The sequence below is a fragment of the uncultured Eubacterium sp. genome (assembly GCF_937958975.1).
GTDB lineage: Bacteria > Bacillota > Clostridia > Lachnospirales > Lachnospiraceae > Eubacterium_G.
In genome coordinates, this window is sequence record NZ_CALGRE010000055.1 from 12,136 (window position 1) to 29,354 (window position 17,219).

Below are 17,219 nucleotides of genomic sequence, written 5' to 3' on the forward strand. Positions count from 1 at the left end.
TTATGAAAAAATTGTTAAAGAGCGTTTCGGTTATGTTGGTGTGCGCGATGATATTTTCAATGGTACCCGCAGGAAATATCAATGCTGCAACAAAAAAGAAAGTCACCGTGAGTTATACATTAAAAAAAGGTGTTTTGACTATTAAAGGAAAAGGCAGGATGCCGGAAAGTATGACATTTAAAAATAATAAGAAGATTAAAAAAGTTGTTATCAAAAAAGGTGTCACATCGATTAGTAACGATGCATTTTACAAATGCAAAAATTTAAAGACAGTGTCTATTCCAAATACGATAAAAACAATTGGCATGTATTCCTTTGCATATACAAAACTTAAGAGTGTGACAATTCCAAATTCTGTAACGGAGATTGGTATAGAGACTTTTTGGAAATGTAATAAACTAAAAAAGATTAAAATGCCCGGAAAGATTAAGAATATAGGATACGGTAACGAAGAGGATTTATATCTTATTTGTGGAACGAATGTTGACACAGTGGAGTTTACATCCCCTCTCGATATCGAAACTGTATCATATGTAAATGCAAATAATTTTATTGTAAGTAAGAGTGATTCAAAATTTACGAGTGTTGATGGATTAATATACTCTAAGGATAAAACAGAATTGGTCAGAGTACCTTCAGTCAGAAAAGTAGTAAATGTCATTGAGGGATGTAAAATTTTTAATACCAGCGCTATTCAATATTCTACAGAGGATGGAGAAGGGGATAATTACGGAGGCTGTTATCAAATAGAAAAAATTATCTTTCCGAAGTCTCTGGAAAAAATAGATAATGACAGATATAAAAGTAAATGTAGTCAGCCAATTTTTAATTCTTTAGATGTTGAAATTCAAACAGACAAATTAGATGGAGAGAGTCTTTCTAACTTTGTAAACATTTTTGATGATTATAAATATTTAATTTTGAATAAAATAATGAATCAGTTGCCAAATCAAATTAGAGAACAGGAAGAGATGTATATTACAAATGATGGATATTTGATAAGTTATTTAGGAAATAAAAAGCAGATAACTGTTCCTGATGGAGTGAAGGTAATTGGAAAAAGCGCTTTTCAATACAGGTATGATTTAAATAGGGTAATTTTACCTGACACAGTGACTGTTATTGATGATTATGCATTTTATAATAGTTATCTTATGTTAATCGATTTACCTAAAAATGTTACGAAAATCGGTGAGGAAGCATTTAGTGGAACATATATTGAAGCGCTGGATATATCAAATGTAAAAAGCATTGGTGACGGTGCATTTGGTTATTCAGGAATAAAAGACTTAAAATTTTCAGAGGGAATGACAGAAATTCCTGACAGGGTAGCTTATGGATGTTCAAATTTAAAGAGTATTTATATTCCTTCCACGGTAAAGGTGATTGGAAAGATGGCATTTGCTGATTGTAATAAATTAGAATTAGGTGAGTTTAAATTTGGAGAAAATCTTACTACGATTGAAGAATGCGCTTTTGCCGGAGTAAAATGGAGCAAAATAATCATACCTGCAAATGTTAGTAAGATAGGGGAGATGGCTTTTGATTCATGGCTCTCACATGAGGGAAAATATGCAAAAGGAACCCATGATATTGTGATAGAAGGAAAAACGAAAGGCTATCATAAGGCAGCTTTTGAGGGAAAAGGAGTAGTTCTTGAATATAAGGCCGGAATCAAGGAAGCGAAGACTAAAATTGCAATTCTGAGAGTGAATAATAAAGGAAAAACTAAAAAGGTAACTGTAAGATGGATGAAAGTAAAAGATATCAGTGGATATATTGTGACAGTTGCTTCGGATAAAAAGTTTAGAAAGAATGTTAAAAAAGGAACATATAATAGTAGTAAAACTTCGGCGGTGATACAGATGAAGAAGAGTAAAAAGAAAGTGTACGCAAAAATACGACCATACAAAATAGTAAACGGAAAAAAGGTTTACGGAAAGTGGATGGTATGTTCCGAATAAGAGCAAATTTATTTTTAAAATAAATAAAAGGTTTAAAAGAGAAAATCCGTGTTGATTTTCTCTTTTCTTAGTTTTATAATGAACGCGTGGTATGTCGTAGGAGAGACAGCCATGTATCAAGTAAAACAGGAATGAAGGAGGAGAGTGAAAAAAGTTATATTTATATTTTCATTTTTCTCTTTTTTATTTTTGAAAAATTAGGAGACTGAAAAAAATGAATCAAAAAGATGTTAGTATGAGTTGGGAGCCGGACAAACCTCACGAGGAGTGCGGTGTATTTGGTATGTATGATTTAGATGGAAATGATGTAGCTTCAACGATTTATTATGGTTTGTTTGCATTGCAGCACAGAGGCCAGGAGAGCTGTGGCATTGCTGTATCAGACACCAATGGTCCCAGAAAAGTAGATTTGTTAAAGGGAATGGGACTGGTTCATGAGGTATTTCATCAGGAAAATCTTTTGAAATTAAAAGGAAATATTGGTGTGGGACATTGCCGTTATTCTACGGCAGGAGATAGTATTCCGAGTAACGCACAGCCTTTAGTTCTAAATTATGTTAAGGGAACTTTAATGCTGGCGCACAATGGTAATCTGATTAATGCCAATGAGCTTCGTGAGGAATTGGCGTATACAGGAGCAATTTTCCAGACGACGATTGACTCAGAGGTGATTGCTTACCATATAGCCAGGGAGCGGATTCATGCAAAGACTGCCGAACAGGCAGTTATTAATGCAATGAAAAAAATAAAAGGGGCATATGCATTGGTTGTTTCCAGTCCGAGAAAATTAATCGGAGCCAGAGACCCATATGGTTTTAAGCCTCTCTGTATTGGCAAGAGAGATAATGCATACATTATCACGTCAGAGACATGCGCTTTAGATACGATTGGCGCGGAGTTTGTCAGGGACGTGGAGCCGGGCGAAGTTGTGACAATAGACGAAAAGGGAATCCGTTCAGATAAATCTATGTGCTTGAAAAAGGATGAACAGGCAAGATGTATTTTTGAATATATTTATTTTTCACGACCGGACTCATATTTTGATGGTGTCAGTGTTTATGACTCTAGAATTATGGCAGGGAAGTTTTTGGCTATGGACAGTCCGGTAGAAGCGGATATTGTAGTCGGTGTTCCGGAATCGGGAAATGCAGCGGCTATGGGATACGCAATGCAGTCAGGTATTCCTTATGGAACTGCATTTGTTAAGAATAGTTATGTGGGACGTACATTTATTAAACCGCAGCAGAAAAGCAGAGAGTCCAGTGTGCGTGTGAAGCTGAATGTGTTAAAAGAAGTGGTTAAGGGCAAAAGAGTAATTATGATAGATGATTCAATTGTCAGAGGAACTACAAGTGATAGAATTGTTCAGATGGTGAGAGATGCGGGCGCTACAGAAGTGCATATGAGAATCAGTTCTCCACCGTTTATCAGCGAGTGTTATTTTGGAACGGATATTCCGTGCAAAGAGCAGCTGATAGCACATAACAGAACAATAGAAGATATCAGAAATATTATTGGCTGTGACAGCCTGGCATATTTGAAAGTTGACAGATTGATTGAATTGTCGGGTGGACAGGCTATCTGTAAAGGCTGCTTTAATGGTGAATATCCTTTAGAGCCACCGACAGAGGATATTAGAGGTGAATATCAGAGATAACCAATCCGAAGGATTGAGTATTATAAATATTAAAAAATTTGGGAGGTTTTTATGAACGACAGATATAACAGTCCGTTGTCAGAGAGATATGCGAGTAAGGAAATGCAGTACATTTTCTCGCCGGATATGAAATTTAAAACTTGGAGAAAGTTATGGATTGCGCTTGCTGAGTCAGAAATGGAATTAGGACTGGGCATTACACAGGAACAGATTGATGAATTGAAAGCAAATGCTGATGACATTAATTATGATGTGGCAAAAGAAAGAGAAAAATTAGTACGTCATGATGTGATGTCCCATGTATATGCCTATGGTGTACAGTGTCCTAAGGCAAAAGGAATTATTCATCTTGGTGCGACATCATGCTATGTAGGTGATAACACAGATATCATAGTAATGACAGAGGCGTTGAAGTTAGTTCGTAAGAAATTAGTTAATGTAATAAATGAGTTGGCAAAGTTTGCTGAAAAGTATAAGGCACAGCCTACACTGGCATTTACGCATTTTCAGCCGGCACAGCCTACGACAGTAGGTAAAAGGGCTACGTTATGGCTGATGGAGTTAAAGTTAGATTTAGATGACCTTGATTATATATTGGATAATATGATGCTTTTGGGCAGCAAGGGTACAACAGGTACACAGGCAAGCTTTTTGGAGCTGTTTGAAGGTGACCATGAAAAAATTAAAGAATTAGAAAATAAAATTGCAAAGAAAATGGGATTTGAAAAATGTTTTCCGGTTTCCGGTCAGACATATTCCAGAAAGATGGATACAAGAGTTCTCAATATTTTAGCAGGAATTGCAGCTAGTGCACATAAATTTTCAAATGATATCAGATTGTTGCAGCATTTGAAGGAGATAGAAGAACCGTTTGAGAAGAATCAGATAGGTTCCTCTGCAATGGCTTATAAGAGAAACCCAATGCGCAGTGAAAGAATTGCATCTCTTGCAAATTATGTTATGGTAACAGCATTAAATCCGGCAATTACATCGGCTACACAGTGGTTCGAGAGAACGTTAGATGATTCTGCAAATAAGAGATTGAGTGTGCCTGAGTCATTTCTTGCGATTGATGGCATTTTAGATTTGTACTTGAATGTAGTAGATGGATTGGTCGTTTATGATAAGGTAATTGAAAAGAGACTTATGAGCGAGCTTCCTTTCATGGCAACAGAAAATATAATGATGGATGCAGTTAAAGCCGGTGGTGACAGACAGGAATTACATGAGAAAATCCGTGAGCTTTCCATGCAGGCAGGAGCTAATGTAAAACAGAAAGGTTTAGATAATAATTTACTGGAATTGATTGCAGGGGATGAAGCATTTAATATGTCTTTAGAAGACCTCCAAAAGACAATGGACCCAAGTAAATATGTGGGACGTTCACCAGAACAGGTGGAAGAGTTCCTGACAGAAGAAATCAATCCTATTTTAGAAGCAAACAAAGACCTACTTGGAATGACAGCAGATATAAACGTGTAACATAGCTCGGACAAGCAATAAAAAATAAAAAGGCACCACAGAGTGCTTGCACACTGGAGTGTCTTTTTATTTTTTATTATTTGCGGAGCAAACACAGCGAGAAGAGCGAAGCGAAATCGAGCTGTGGATTGTCCGAGGGAAAAATGGAAGAAAAGAAGCGGAGCAAACACAGCGAGAAGAGCGAAGCGAAATCGAGCTGTGGATTGTCCGAGGGAAAAATGGAAGAAAAGAAGCGGAGCAAACACAGCGAGAAGAAGCGGAGCGAAATCGAGCTGTGGATTGTCCGAAGAAAGAGAGGAAAGAATGAAACCGATAAAAGAAGGAAAAGTTAGAGAAATTTATGATAATGGCGACAGTCTTATTATGGTTGCAACAGATAGAATCAGTTGTTTTGATGTTATATTGAAAAACGTTATAGAAAAAAAAGGTACAGTTCTCACACAGATGTCAAAGTTCTGGTTTGACATGACAGAGGACATTCTTCCAAATCATATGATTTCTGTAGATGTAAATGATATGCCGGAGTTTTTTAGACAGCCTAAATTTGATGGAAACAGCATGATGTGCAAGAAACTTGACATGCTGCCTATCGAATGTATTGTCCGTGGTTATATCACAGGAAGCGGATGGGCAAGTTATCAGGAAAATGGTACAGTTTGCGGAATCAAACTTCCGGAGGGTCTACAGGAATCTGATAAACTTCCTGAACCGATTTATACACCATCAACAAAGGCAGAGATTGGTGACCATGATGAAAATATTTCATATGAAAAGAGTATAGAGGTTTTGGAAAAGCAGTTCCCGGGAAAAGGTGAGGAATATGCTTCGAAACTTAGAGATTATACAATTGCCCTATATAAGAAATGTGCAGACTATGCATTAGAAAAGGGGATTATTATTGCTGATACAAAGTTTGAGTTTGGTCTCGACGAAAATGGAAATATCGTGATTGGTGATGAGATGCTTACACCGGATAGTTCCCGTTTCTGGCCGGCAGATGTATATGAACCGGGACATGGGCAGCCATCTTTTGACAAACAGTTTGCCAGGGATTGGTTAAAAGCAAATGAACATGACTGGAAACTTCCAAAAGAAGTGGAAGATAAAACAATTGCCATTTATTTAGAAGGATATGAAAAACTCACAGGTAAAAAATTGAAATAGGAAATTGTTTTTTGTTACATTGTGTCTATTTTGTGAAAAACAATTTCAAAATATGGTTATTATAAATAAACACTTTCAATAATTTAATAATTGTGGTAGAATCAGTTGTATGCGTGGTTTAAGTGTACAACTGATTTTATGCTATATGGATTGCATAATGCTTAGACACAGAAAAAGAGAAGAGGAGTAAAAAACAAAATGTATAAAAAGATTTTAGCAGTTGCTCTTTCAGCAACTATGGCATTCGGTTTGATAGGATGTGGAACTTCTAAGACAGGTAAGAATGAAGTTAAGACAGACTACGGAACAATTGCATTAGCAGAATATAAGGGATTGACAGCTTACAAAGATGATATAGCTGTTACTGATGAAGAGGTACAGTCATCTATTGATTCAGACTTATCCAGTCATGCTACAACAGAATCCAGCAAAAAAGGAAAAGTACAAAAGGATTCAAGCGTTGTATTTGACTTCGAAGGAAAGATTGAAGTAGATGGTAAGAAAGTAGTTTTTGAGAATGGTTCAGCTACAAATCAGACAGCAGATATAGCTGCAGGAACAGTAAACGGCAGTACAATGATTGATGGATTTGTAGATGCATTAAAGGGACATAAAGTGGGAGACAAATTTACAAAAAAATTAAAATTCCCGGATGATTATGGCAAAACAACAAAAATTAATAATAAAGACATTGATTTATCAGGAAAAGCTGTTTGGTTCACATATACAATTAATGAACTTCAGAAAACAGTTACACCGGAGTTGACAGACGATTTCGTAAAAGAAAATTACAGCACTGAAAAATTATCAACAGTAGCAGAATATAAAGAGTTCCTTAAAAAGCAGTTAAGAAACAGCAAAATCATGCAGGGTGTTTGGGAACCGTATGTTGAGTCATGTGAGGTAAAGGACTATAGTGATGATTCCATCAAAGAATATGAATCATTATTTGAGACATTTATTCAGTCAAGTTATAATGTAGATTTGAAATCTTACAAAGAAGCATGCAGCATGTCAGACAAAGATTGGGATGACGGCGTAAAGAAAGCAATGAAAGCAAAGATGATTCCATTTGCGATTCTTTCAAAAGAAGGTGTAGATTTTGACAAAATCTATAAAGAAAAAGCAGAAGAATTGGCTAAGAAGTCATCTGTAAAATTAGAAGATTTAGAAAAGCAGTATGATTCATATTATGGAGCAAGCTATGGTTCCGACAGCTTAAAGTATGTGATAGCTATGCAGGAAATCATGGATGTTGTTGCCGATAATGTTGAAGTAAAAGAAGGTTCAGCACCTACAACTGCACCGGAAACAACAGAAGCAACAACTGCTGCAGAAACAACAGCAAAAGAAACAAAAGCAAAATAGACGCGGAGACAATGAGTCAAAGCGACGTAAAATAGAAAAGAGATAAAAGCGTTGTGCATGCACAAAACGCTTTTATCTCTTTTCTATTTTAACGCGGTCATTCTGCGAATGTCCGCGCCATGCACGATTGTGAAACAATTGTGCATGGACGTCGCATGTAAGTAAAAAAGAGTAGGCATGCACAAAACGCTTTTATCTCTTTTCTATTTTAGCGCGGTCATTCTGCGAATGTCCGCGCCATGCATGATTGTGAAACAATTGTGCATGGACGTCGTATGTAAGTAAAAAAGAGTAGGCATGCAAAAAACATTTTAACTAAAATCTATCTATTTTTATTGCATAAAGTTAATGATTGTGTTAAATTAGTCGCGGATAGTATTCGAAATATTACAGAAACTATACCGGCAAATTGATTTTTTCACTATAAACAATGGAGTTGTAGCTCATATCGTCTAAGAATGAGACTCATTGTCCCAGACCTGTGTAATAAGAGGAGGGATGCCCATGAAATTTGGATTTATAGGAGCAGGGAAGGTTGGTTTTTCCCTGGGAAAATATTTTGCTGTAAACGGTCATATAGTGACAGGTTATTTCAGCGAGTTTTACGAGGATGCTGTGGAAGCATCAAGATTTACCAAATCTACAAGTTATAATAATATAGAACATTTGGTAGAAGATAGTGATGTCTTATTTTTGACAGTTCCGGATGGGATGATTCAACATGTCTGGAATGTTTTAAAGAAAATAGATATTAGTGGAAAAATTCTGTGCCATTGTAGTGGTGCTTTATCATCAAAAGTCTTTTCGGATATATCAGAACTGGGAGGTTTTGGTTATTCTATCCACCCGCTCTTTGCAGTAAGTGATAAGTATAATTCTTACAAAGAGCTTTCCAATAGTTATTTTACAATAGAGGGTTCGTCTGAAAAAATGAATGTAATCAGACAAATATTAGAAGAAATGGGCAATACGGTGTGTGTGATTACCTCTGAAAACAAAGTCAAATACCATGCCGCCGCAGCAATAGCCAGCAATTTAGTTGTTGGTCTGATAGGACTTAGTGAACAGTTGCTTTCTGAGTGTGGTTTTTTGGGAGAAGATGCACATAACGCTCTTGTACCAATCATTCAGGGAAATATCGGTCATATTATAAAAGATGGAGTGAAAGAAGCCTTGACCGGTCCCATAGAGAGAAATGATATACAGACAATAGAAAAGCATATATCTATATTGGATGGTAATGCAAAACAAATATATAAAGCAGTTTCGCAGAAAGTACTTGATATTGCAAAAGATAAAAACGAGGATAGAGATTATAGAAAAATAGAGGAGATTTTAAAATGAAGAATACAGTAAATACATTGTTACAGCAAAAGAGAGAGGGGAGTAAAATCTCAATGCTTACATGCTACGATTATTCCACCGCAAAGCTGATGGAAGAGGTTGGGGTAAATACTATTTTGGTAGGTGATTCTTTAGGAAACACAATATTGGGATATGAGGATACGATTCAGGTAACAATGGAGGATATGATACATCATAGTGCGGCAGTGTCGAGGGGACTTAAGAATACATTTTTAGTATGTGACATGCCGTTTATGTCCTATCAGACATCTGTGTATGATGCGGTAGTAAACGCAGGACGCCTTATGAAAGAAGGACATGCAAATATGGTTAAATTAGAAGGTGGTGTGGAAGTCGCACCGCAGATTGAAGCGATTGTCAAAGCATCTATTCCGGTATGTGCTCATATTGGACTCACACCACAGTCAATCAATGCTTTTGGTGGATTTAAGGTTCAGGGAAAAACGGAGGCAGCGGCAAAAAAATTAATTGAAGATGCTAAGGCAATTCAGGCGGCGGGAGCTACAATGGTTGTGCTTGAGGGTGTGCCGGGAAAACTTGCAGCAAAGATTACAGAGATGTTAGATATCCCTACCATTGGTATTGGGGCAGGAAATGGATGTGATGGTCAGGTATTGGTTTATCAGGATATGCTTGGAATGTTTACAGATTATGTACCAAAATTTGTAAAGCAATTTGCTGGTGTTGGAGAAATTATGAAAAATGCATTTAAAGATTATATGGATGCAATTCAGAATGGAAGTTTTCCGGGCGAAGAACACACATATAAAATAGATGATGATGTCATTGAAAAGTTATATTAAGGGAGAGATAAGATGGAAGTAGTATCAACGATAAAAGAAGTTAGAGAGCATATAAAAGAGTGGAAAAGAAATGGTGACAAGATTGGTTTTGTACCAACAATGGGCTATTTACACGAGGGACATGGAAGCTTAATTACGGCAGCAAGAAAAAACAATGATAAAGTTGTTGTAAGTATCTTTGTTAATCCAATGCAGTTTGGACCAACAGAAGATTTAGAGAGCTATCCGAGGGATTTAGAAAAAGACAGTAGATTTTGTGAGAGTTTGGGAGCTGATTTAATTTTTCATCCGGAGCCTTCAGAAATGTATCATGATGATTTCAGCTCATATGTAGATATGTCTGTACTTACAGAAGAATTATGTGGTCTGAGCCGCCCGGTTCATTTTAGAGGAGTTTGTACCGTTGTAAATAAGTTATTTAATATTGTGCAGCCGGACCGTGCGTATTTTGGTGAAAAAGATGCACAGCAGCTAGCCATCATTAAACATATGGTTCAGGATTTAAACATGGATATAGAAGTGATTGGATGTCCAATTGTCAGAGAAGAGGACGGATTGGCAAAGAGTTCGAGAAACACATATCTATCAGAGGAAGAAAGAAAAGCGGCTCTTATTTTAAGCCGGACAATCGAACTTGCCAAGAAACTAATAGCAGAGGGTGAAAAGGATGCAGATGTTCTCGTCTCAAAAATGAAAAAAAATATTGAAAAAGAACCGCTTGCAAAGATAGATTATGTAAAGGCAGTCAATGGTCTTACAATGCAGCAACAAAAAGAAATAAAAGCGCCAATGCTCATAGCAATGGCAGTATACATTGGAAAAACAAGACTTATCGACAATGTTATTTTGGCTTAAGCCATGCAATATCAAAATTGAATAATCCGTTGTGAACTTGTTCACAAAAGGATATATTCAATTTTGATATTATAGGGCGGAGCCCGTTAAGCGAAAAAAACGAAGTTTTTGAGCTTAGCATGGCTTAATAGTGAAATAATGCGAAATTAAGCATAGGGCGGAGCCCGTTAAGCGAAAAAAACGAAGTTTTTGAGCTTAGCATGGCTTAATAGTGAAATAATGCGAAATTAAGCATAGGGCGGAGCCCGTTAAGCGAAAAAACGAAGTTTTTGAGCTTAGCATGGCTTAAGGAAAGTAATGGCTTAAGGAAAGCCATGGGCTTAAGAAGAAAAAATGCAGTATTTAGGAGGCGAAAATGCAGATTAATATGTTAAAAAGCAAGATTCATAGAGCAACAGTTGTGCAGTCAGAATTGGATTATGTAGGGAGTATTACCATTGATGAGGCATTGATGGAAGCAGCGGGTATCTATGAATATGAAAAGGTACAAATAGCGGATGTAAATAATGGAAACAGATTTGAAACTTATGTAATTGCCGGAGAGAAAAATTCGGGAATGATTTGTCTCAATGGTGCGGCAGCTCATATGGTAAGCTTAGGAGACAAAATTATCATAATGAGTTATGCACAGATGACACCGGAAGAGATAAAAGAAAATAGACCAAAAGTAGTTTTTGTAGATGATGAAAACAAAATAACAAGGCTTACCAATTATGAAAAACATGGAAAGCTTTTTGATTTGATGAGAGATGAAACAAAATAGATACATTTGTAAAGTATAATTATTTTGTGTCTTATATTTTAAAAACATGGAGTTATTATGAACAGGATATTAGAAGACAAAACGGTGGTTCTTGGTGTGACAGGCAGCATTGCAGCTTATAAAATTGCAAATTTAGCCAGTATGCTTGTAAAAAAAGGTGCAAATGTGCATGTGATTATGACAAAAAATGCAACGAATTTTATTCATCCAATTACATTTGAATCTCTTACAGGCAATAAATGTTTAGTGGATACGTTTGATAGAAATTTTGAGTTTCAGGTAGAACATGTATCCTTGGCAAAGCAGGCAGATATTTTTATGGTAGCGCCTGCAAGCGCCAATGTAATAGGGAAAATAGCGAACGGTATTGCGGATGATATGTTGACAACAACAATTATGGCAGCGAAGTGCCATAAGATTATTTCACCTGCAATGAATACAAATATGTTTGAGAATCCTATTGTTCAGGATAATATTGCAAAGTTAAAATTATTTGGTTATGAGATTATTGAGCCTGCAAGCGGATATCTTGCCTGTGGTGATACAGGTGCAGGAAAAATGCCGGAACCGTCGGTTCTTGAAAGTTATATTTTAAAGGAAATTGCTTTAGAAAAAGATATGACTGGCAAGAAAGTATTGGTTACAGCAGGTCCTACAATGGAAAAAATAGACCCTGTAAGATTTATAAGTAATCATTCCACCGGAAAAATGGGTTACGCACTGGCAAAGGTAGCAATGCTCAGGGGAGCTGACGTTACGCTTATTACAGGAAAAACATATATTGACAAACCGGATTTTGTGAATGTTATTCAAGTAGAAAGCGCAAAAGAGATGTTTGATGCTGTAGATAAGGTGTTTGATGAGCAGGATATTGTAATAATGAGTGCGGCAGTGGCAGATTACAGACCAAAAACAATTGCAGACGAAAAAATAAAGAAAAAAGATGATGCTGCTGTTATTGAATTGGAGCGTACAGACGATATTTTAGGGACAATGTCAGGTAGAAAGACAAAACAGTTTTTATGCGGCTTTTCAATGGAAACGGAAAATATGCTGGAAAACTCCAGAGCAAAGCTGGAAAAGAAAAAACTGGATATGATTTGTGCGAATAATTTAAAGGTTAATGGAGCGGGATTTGGAACAGATACGAATGTTGTAACCATTATCACAAAGGATAATGAAAAGGAATTGTCGATAAAATCAAAAGAGGAAGTGGCGTTTGAGATTTGTGATAATATTATGAAAATATTGGCATGATACGTTTGGGTTTATAAAGTTGTCATAGTACCATCAATATGTTATGGTATAGTTATTGCATTGATAAAGTAAGGAGAAAGGACAGTAGGATGAAAAGACAGATATATAATAAAGTGTTTATTTGCATGATTGTAGTGGTTTTAATATTTGGAACGATAAATAGCCCCGCTGTTTCTGCCGCTTCATCCGTACCTTGGTCAAAAAATGAGCAGGGGCAGTTTATAAACGGAAATGGGGCAGTTTTAGAAGGCGCTACCATGAAAGGTATAGATGTCAGTAAGTGGAACGGCGAAATAAACTGGGCAAAAGTAGCAGCTTCTGATGTGGATTATGCAATCATAAGATGCGGATATGGTGATAATTATATCAGTCAGGATGACGCATATTGGAAAAAGAATGTAGAGGGGTGTGAAAAAAATAATATTCCATATGGTGTGTACATATATTCGTATGCGGAGACAGTAGCTCAGGCAAAGAGTGAAGCGGCACATGTGTTGCGGCTTGTGGAAGGACATACATTAAACTTCCCGATTTATTTAGATGTTGAAGATTCTGTACAGGCAAAGCTTTCGAAAGCACAGCTTGCAAATATTATTAATACATTTGCTACCGTCATACGCAATACCGGATATGAGTGTGGAGTTTATGCGAATCTCAATTGGTGGATGAATTATATTGATAGTTCGGTGGCGAACAATCAAAATTATTTTAAATGGATAGCTCAATATAATAATATTGGTACTACATATCCGGGTGTCTATCAGATGTGGCAGTGTACGGAGACAGGAAAAGTGGATGGTATTTATGGTAATGTAGATATAAATTTTTGGTTTGGCGAAGTCAGAGATAGAAATTATAATGCCAAAAGATTGGTGGTACAGCAGCCTACAACAGTTGCCACACCGCTTCCTACAAAAGTAACATCGCCTGCCAGGGCTTCTATATCAAAATTAAAGAGAGCAAAGAAGAGTGCAAAAATCAGCATTAAGAAAGTTAAAGGAGCCAAAGGATATCAGATACAATATTCAACAAAAAGCTCTTTTAAAAAGAAGTATACAAAAACAAAACTAACTACAAAGACAAAACTGACAATTAAAAAACTTACAAAAAAGAAAACCTATTATTTTAGGGTAAAAGCGTATAAATTAAACGGCAAGAAAAAAGTTTATTCTAAAAAGTGGAGTAAAGTAAAAAAGGTTATAATCAAATAATTAAAAAAGTGCCAAATTCGGTATGAATAATCCCAAAATTAAGAACAGCTTATGATTGGGGAGGGATTCAGTCGAATTTGGCACTTTTTAGTTATATTTTGTTCCATTAAAATCTTTATGGAATTTGTTTGTTAACACAGAATTACCATTCACAGTGTCGCTAAAATTTTGAATGAAATCAACTGCTTCCGGAACAGAATTTTTTAATGTTTTATATAGAAATTTGGTCTGTTGTCTACATTTTTTGTTTGCTGCAGGCATGATAATATGACCATTTAGTCGTCTATAATGCAGTGTCATATGAAGAATCAAATCAATGGCAGAGCGCTTCAAAACTCCGGGGGAAACAAAGAATTTTTTAATAAATTTCATCCATTTTAAGCAGGAGTATATCGTTTCTGTTGTCATATCAGAATAAAATGGCTGAATACTTTTAGCGGTTTTTTTTGTAGCCGGAATGAGCAGATGCATTGGGTAACATTCCGGTTGAAAGTCTTCAGAAGACAAAATAAGCTGGTCCAAATCTCCCTCAATTTCAACATGGCCACATCCTGTTATTTCCATGAATTTATTTACATATGGATGGCATGCATTGTCTAATACAAAATGACAGATAAAACCTAAAATATAACTGTATTGAGGGCTGTTTATGCTATACTCTTTGATAACATTAACTGCATGTTCCATAAACGGATAAATATCGTGGTGATGATAGTACACGCCTTTTTGGTTTATGCTGTTTTTATAAACGGCTTTATAAAAAAATAAAAAATCAGGTCCCTGTAATCCGATTCTAAAAGAGTCAGGATATTTTTTTATTGTTTTTTTTATGTCTTTTGGTAATTTAGAAATCACTAATTTTCCAAATTTATTATGAGCGTATAACGATGGCATGAAAATCCCCCTTTTAAGATTCTTTTAATAATAAAGTATACAAAAAATATTAATAATATTTAAAGAATGTTTTACTTTAGTGTAACACTGAGTAAATTAAAAATAAATTGTATTTATATTATTACATTATGCAAAATTAAATTTTAGTTATCAAATTATAAATAATTTATTTCTAGAATGCTTGATTTATTTTAGATAACAAGCTATACTAACATATATAGAACAAATGTTCGAATTAACAAGGAGGTACAGTCATGGAGATACAGCAGAATATGAGTATTGCAGAAAAACTAAAAATTCTTACAGATGCAGCAAAATATGATGTGGCATGTACCAGCAGCGGTGTTGACAGGAGTAATGGTGGAAAGGGAATGGGAGATACCCATGCCTGTGGAATCTGCCACAGTTTTTCATCGGATGGGCGCTGTGTTTCATTGCTTAAAATTTTATATACAAATGAATGCATATATGATTGTAAGTATTGTATTAACAGGAAATCAAATGATGTTCCCCGTGCGTCCTTTACACCGGATGAGGTGTGCAAATTAACAATTCAGTTTTATAGGAGAAATTATATAGAAGGATTATTTTTAAGTTCGGGCATTTTAAAGAATCCTGATTTTACTATGAGTTTGATTTACGAGACTGTATGGAAATTGCGGAATGAGCATCAGTTTTACGGTTATATTCATGTAAAGGCTATTCCGGGGACATCGCCTGCGATTATTGAAAAAATAGGTTTTCTGGTAGATAGAATGAGCACAAATTTAGAACTTCCAACAAGGGAGGGTCTAAAGAAACTTGCACCGAATAAGAGCCAGAAAAACATCTTGGCTCCTATGAGGCAGATACAGGCGGGAACCGGAAATCTACTTGCAGCGAAAGGTGATGGCTACAGTCTGATTACAAGGCAGGGAACAGAAAAAAAGTCAAAATTTGTTCCGGCCGGTCAGAGCACACAGATGATTATAGGCGCTACGCCTGAGACCGATTACCAGTTGATGTCAGTGACTGAATATATGTACAAAGAATATAAAATGAAAAGAGTATTTTATTCAGCTTTCGTGGATGTCAATCATAATATAGATGCCCCGGCTCCGATGGGGCCAAATCCTTTACTTCGTGAACATAGGTTATATCAGGCGGATTGGCTGTTGCGATACTATGGATTTGCAGTAAAGGAACTGCTAAATGAAAAAAGACCGAATTTTAATGTGGTATTAGACCCCAAATGCGATTGGGCGGTAAATCATTTGGAAAGGTTTCCCGTCGAAATCATGAAAGCAGATTATTATACACTTTTGAGAGTTCCGGGACTCGGAGTAAAATCAGCGCGTAGAATCGTTTCGGCTAGAAGATATGGTCCCCTGGATTTTCAGAGTTTAAAAAAGATGGGGGTTGTCCTGAAGAGAGCGGCATATTTTATAACATGTAATGGTAAGACAATGTTCCCCATTCGTATGGAACAGGATTTTATTGCGAGATGTCTCGCTGATTCTGACAGGAGGCAGATGTTTGATATTGAAAAAGATACTACTTATAAACAGATGACTTTAATGGATTTGGAGGTGAGTAAAAGTGGCTGATATCACATTAGTATGTGATGACACCTTTGATGGTATTATGACAGCAATATATGACGGGTGGGTCTTAATGAATAGAGGAAATAAAGTAAACATACATCCGGGAAAAAATTATACACCTACATTTTTTTCGGAGTTTGTTCCTATTAAGACAAATTTGGACAAGGCTGTAAAAGTAGCAACATCTATAAGGATAAAAATTTCTGTAGAGGCGTATACTATGGTTTATCGTGCATGTATGCATTTTGATGAAGATAGAGCAGATACAGTATTTGAATTTTTAAAATTGGGATATAGGATTGGAGCCAGAGTTACCAAAATGCTGGGAAACCCTTATGTAATGCGTTTGCTGGAATTGAGCAGAAAGGTAGCAAATGAGGCGCACTTATTCAAGGAGTTTATTCGATTTGATGAATTAAAAGGTGGAGTTTTATTGGGAAAAATTGAACCGAAGTGTGATGTAACTCCTTTTCTCGCACAGCACTTTGAGAGCAGATTTCCGGAGGAAGATTGGATTATATATGATATCAGAAGGAAAAAAGCTGCGGTTCATAAGCATAATATGGATTCCGTGTTAGTGGAGGGACAGGATATTGTGGCATTGACAGAAGATTTACAGAAAAATGATGAATATCGGGAATTATGGAAAGTATTTTTTGACACAATAGGGATTGAAGCCAGATATAATCCGAGATGCCAGCAGACACATATGCCACAGTGGTATAGGAAGCATATGACAGAAATGAAAGAAGGATAAACTTTTCATGTTCATTCTTCACTTTTCATTGCTTTAGTGTTATACTATCGAAGTAGTTTTGCCATAGAACGGATTTATGACAAAAAAATAATAACA

Annotated in this window: 14 protein-coding genes; 13 read left to right on the plus strand and 1 reads right to left on the minus strand. The window is 36.1% G+C overall.

What is annotated here, in order from left to right:
• Positions 1 to 2 precede the first annotated feature (2 nt).
• From Q5O86_RS10235 to Q5O86_RS10285, 11 genes are all read left to right on the plus strand, one after another.
• On the plus strand, positions 3 to 1,964 hold the full coding sequence (locus tag Q5O86_RS10235; protein ID WP_302627051.1) for a leucine-rich repeat domain-containing protein: 1,962 nt from the start codon (positions 3 to 5) through the stop codon (positions 1,962 to 1,964).
• Between the two features lie 214 nt (positions 1,965 to 2,178).
• The gene (gene purF, locus Q5O86_RS10240; protein ID WP_302627052.1) at positions 2,179 to 3,621 is read left to right on the plus strand and encodes an amidophosphoribosyltransferase; all 1,443 of its coding nucleotides are present in this window, start codon (positions 2,179 to 2,181) and stop codon (positions 3,619 to 3,621) included.
• Positions 3,622 to 3,672: 51 nt separating this feature from the next.
• Entirely contained in the window at positions 3,673 to 5,103 is a 1,431-nt protein-coding gene (gene purB, locus Q5O86_RS10245; protein WP_302627053.1) for an adenylosuccinate lyase, read from the plus strand.
• Between the two features lie 279 nt (positions 5,104 to 5,382).
• Positions 5,383 to 6,267, plus strand: a complete 885-nt coding sequence (locus Q5O86_RS10250) for a phosphoribosylaminoimidazolesuccinocarboxamide synthase (protein WP_302627085.1) — start codon at positions 5,383 to 5,385, stop codon at positions 6,265 to 6,267.
• Between the two features lie 198 nt (positions 6,268 to 6,465).
• Positions 6,466 to 7,635 carry an FKBP-type peptidyl-prolyl cis-trans isomerase gene (locus tag Q5O86_RS10255; RefSeq protein WP_302627054.1) on the plus strand — a complete coding sequence of 390 codons (1,170 nt, stop codon included), beginning with the start codon at positions 6,466 to 6,468 and terminating at the stop codon, positions 7,633 to 7,635.
• 504 nt (positions 7,636 to 8,139) lie between these two features.
• On the plus strand, positions 8,140 to 8,979 hold the full coding sequence (locus Q5O86_RS10260; protein ID WP_302627055.1) for a Rossmann-like and DUF2520 domain-containing protein: 840 nt from the start codon (positions 8,140 to 8,142) through the stop codon (positions 8,977 to 8,979).
• Complete coding sequence (gene panB / locus Q5O86_RS10265; RefSeq protein WP_302627056.1) at positions 8,976 to 9,803, plus strand: 3-methyl-2-oxobutanoate hydroxymethyltransferase; 828 nt, start codon at positions 8,976 to 8,978, stop codon at positions 9,801 to 9,803. The genes Q5O86_RS10260 and panB overlap by 4 nt, the downstream gene beginning before the upstream one ends.
• A 12-nt stretch (positions 9,804 to 9,815) precedes the next feature.
• Positions 9,816 to 10,658, plus strand: a complete 843-nt coding sequence (gene panC / locus Q5O86_RS10270; RefSeq protein WP_302627057.1) for a pantoate--beta-alanine ligase — start codon at positions 9,816 to 9,818, stop codon at positions 10,656 to 10,658.
• 355 nt (positions 10,659 to 11,013) lie between these two features.
• A complete protein-coding gene (gene panD / locus Q5O86_RS10275) occupies positions 11,014 to 11,421 on the plus strand; it encodes an aspartate 1-decarboxylase (protein ID WP_302627058.1) in 408 nt (135 codons plus the stop codon).
• A 66-nt stretch (positions 11,422 to 11,487) separates the two neighbouring features.
• Positions 11,488 to 12,678 (plus strand): bifunctional phosphopantothenoylcysteine decarboxylase/phosphopantothenate--cysteine ligase CoaBC, encoded by a 1,191-nt coding sequence (gene coaBC, locus Q5O86_RS10280; protein WP_302627086.1) that lies wholly within the window; start codon positions 11,488 to 11,490, stop codon positions 12,676 to 12,678.
• Positions 12,679 to 12,767: 89 nt separating this feature from the next.
• Positions 12,768 to 13,889 (plus strand): glycoside hydrolase family 25 protein, encoded by a 1,122-nt coding sequence (locus Q5O86_RS10285; protein WP_302627059.1) that lies wholly within the window; start codon positions 12,768 to 12,770, stop codon positions 13,887 to 13,889.
• Positions 13,890 to 13,976: 87 nt separating this feature from the next.
• Here Q5O86_RS10285 and Q5O86_RS10290 read toward each other — a convergent pair whose 3' ends face one another.
• A complete protein-coding gene (locus Q5O86_RS10290) occupies positions 13,977 to 14,783 on the minus strand; it encodes a zinc dependent phospholipase C family protein (RefSeq protein WP_302627060.1) in 807 nt (268 codons plus the stop codon).
• Between the two features lie 254 nt (positions 14,784 to 15,037).
• Between Q5O86_RS10290 and Q5O86_RS10295 the strand changes: the two genes are divergently transcribed.
• Together Q5O86_RS10295 and Q5O86_RS10300 are read left to right on the plus strand one after the other, a co-directional pair.
• Entirely contained in the window at positions 15,038 to 16,369 is a 1,332-nt protein-coding gene (locus Q5O86_RS10295; protein WP_302627061.1) for a putative DNA modification/repair radical SAM protein, read from the plus strand.
• Complete coding sequence (locus Q5O86_RS10300; protein ID WP_302627062.1) at positions 16,362 to 17,123, plus strand: TIGR03915 family putative DNA repair protein; 762 nt, start codon at positions 16,362 to 16,364, stop codon at positions 17,121 to 17,123. The genes Q5O86_RS10295 and Q5O86_RS10300 overlap by 8 nt, the downstream gene beginning before the upstream one ends.
• The last annotated feature ends 96 nt before the right edge of the window (positions 17,124 to 17,219 follow it).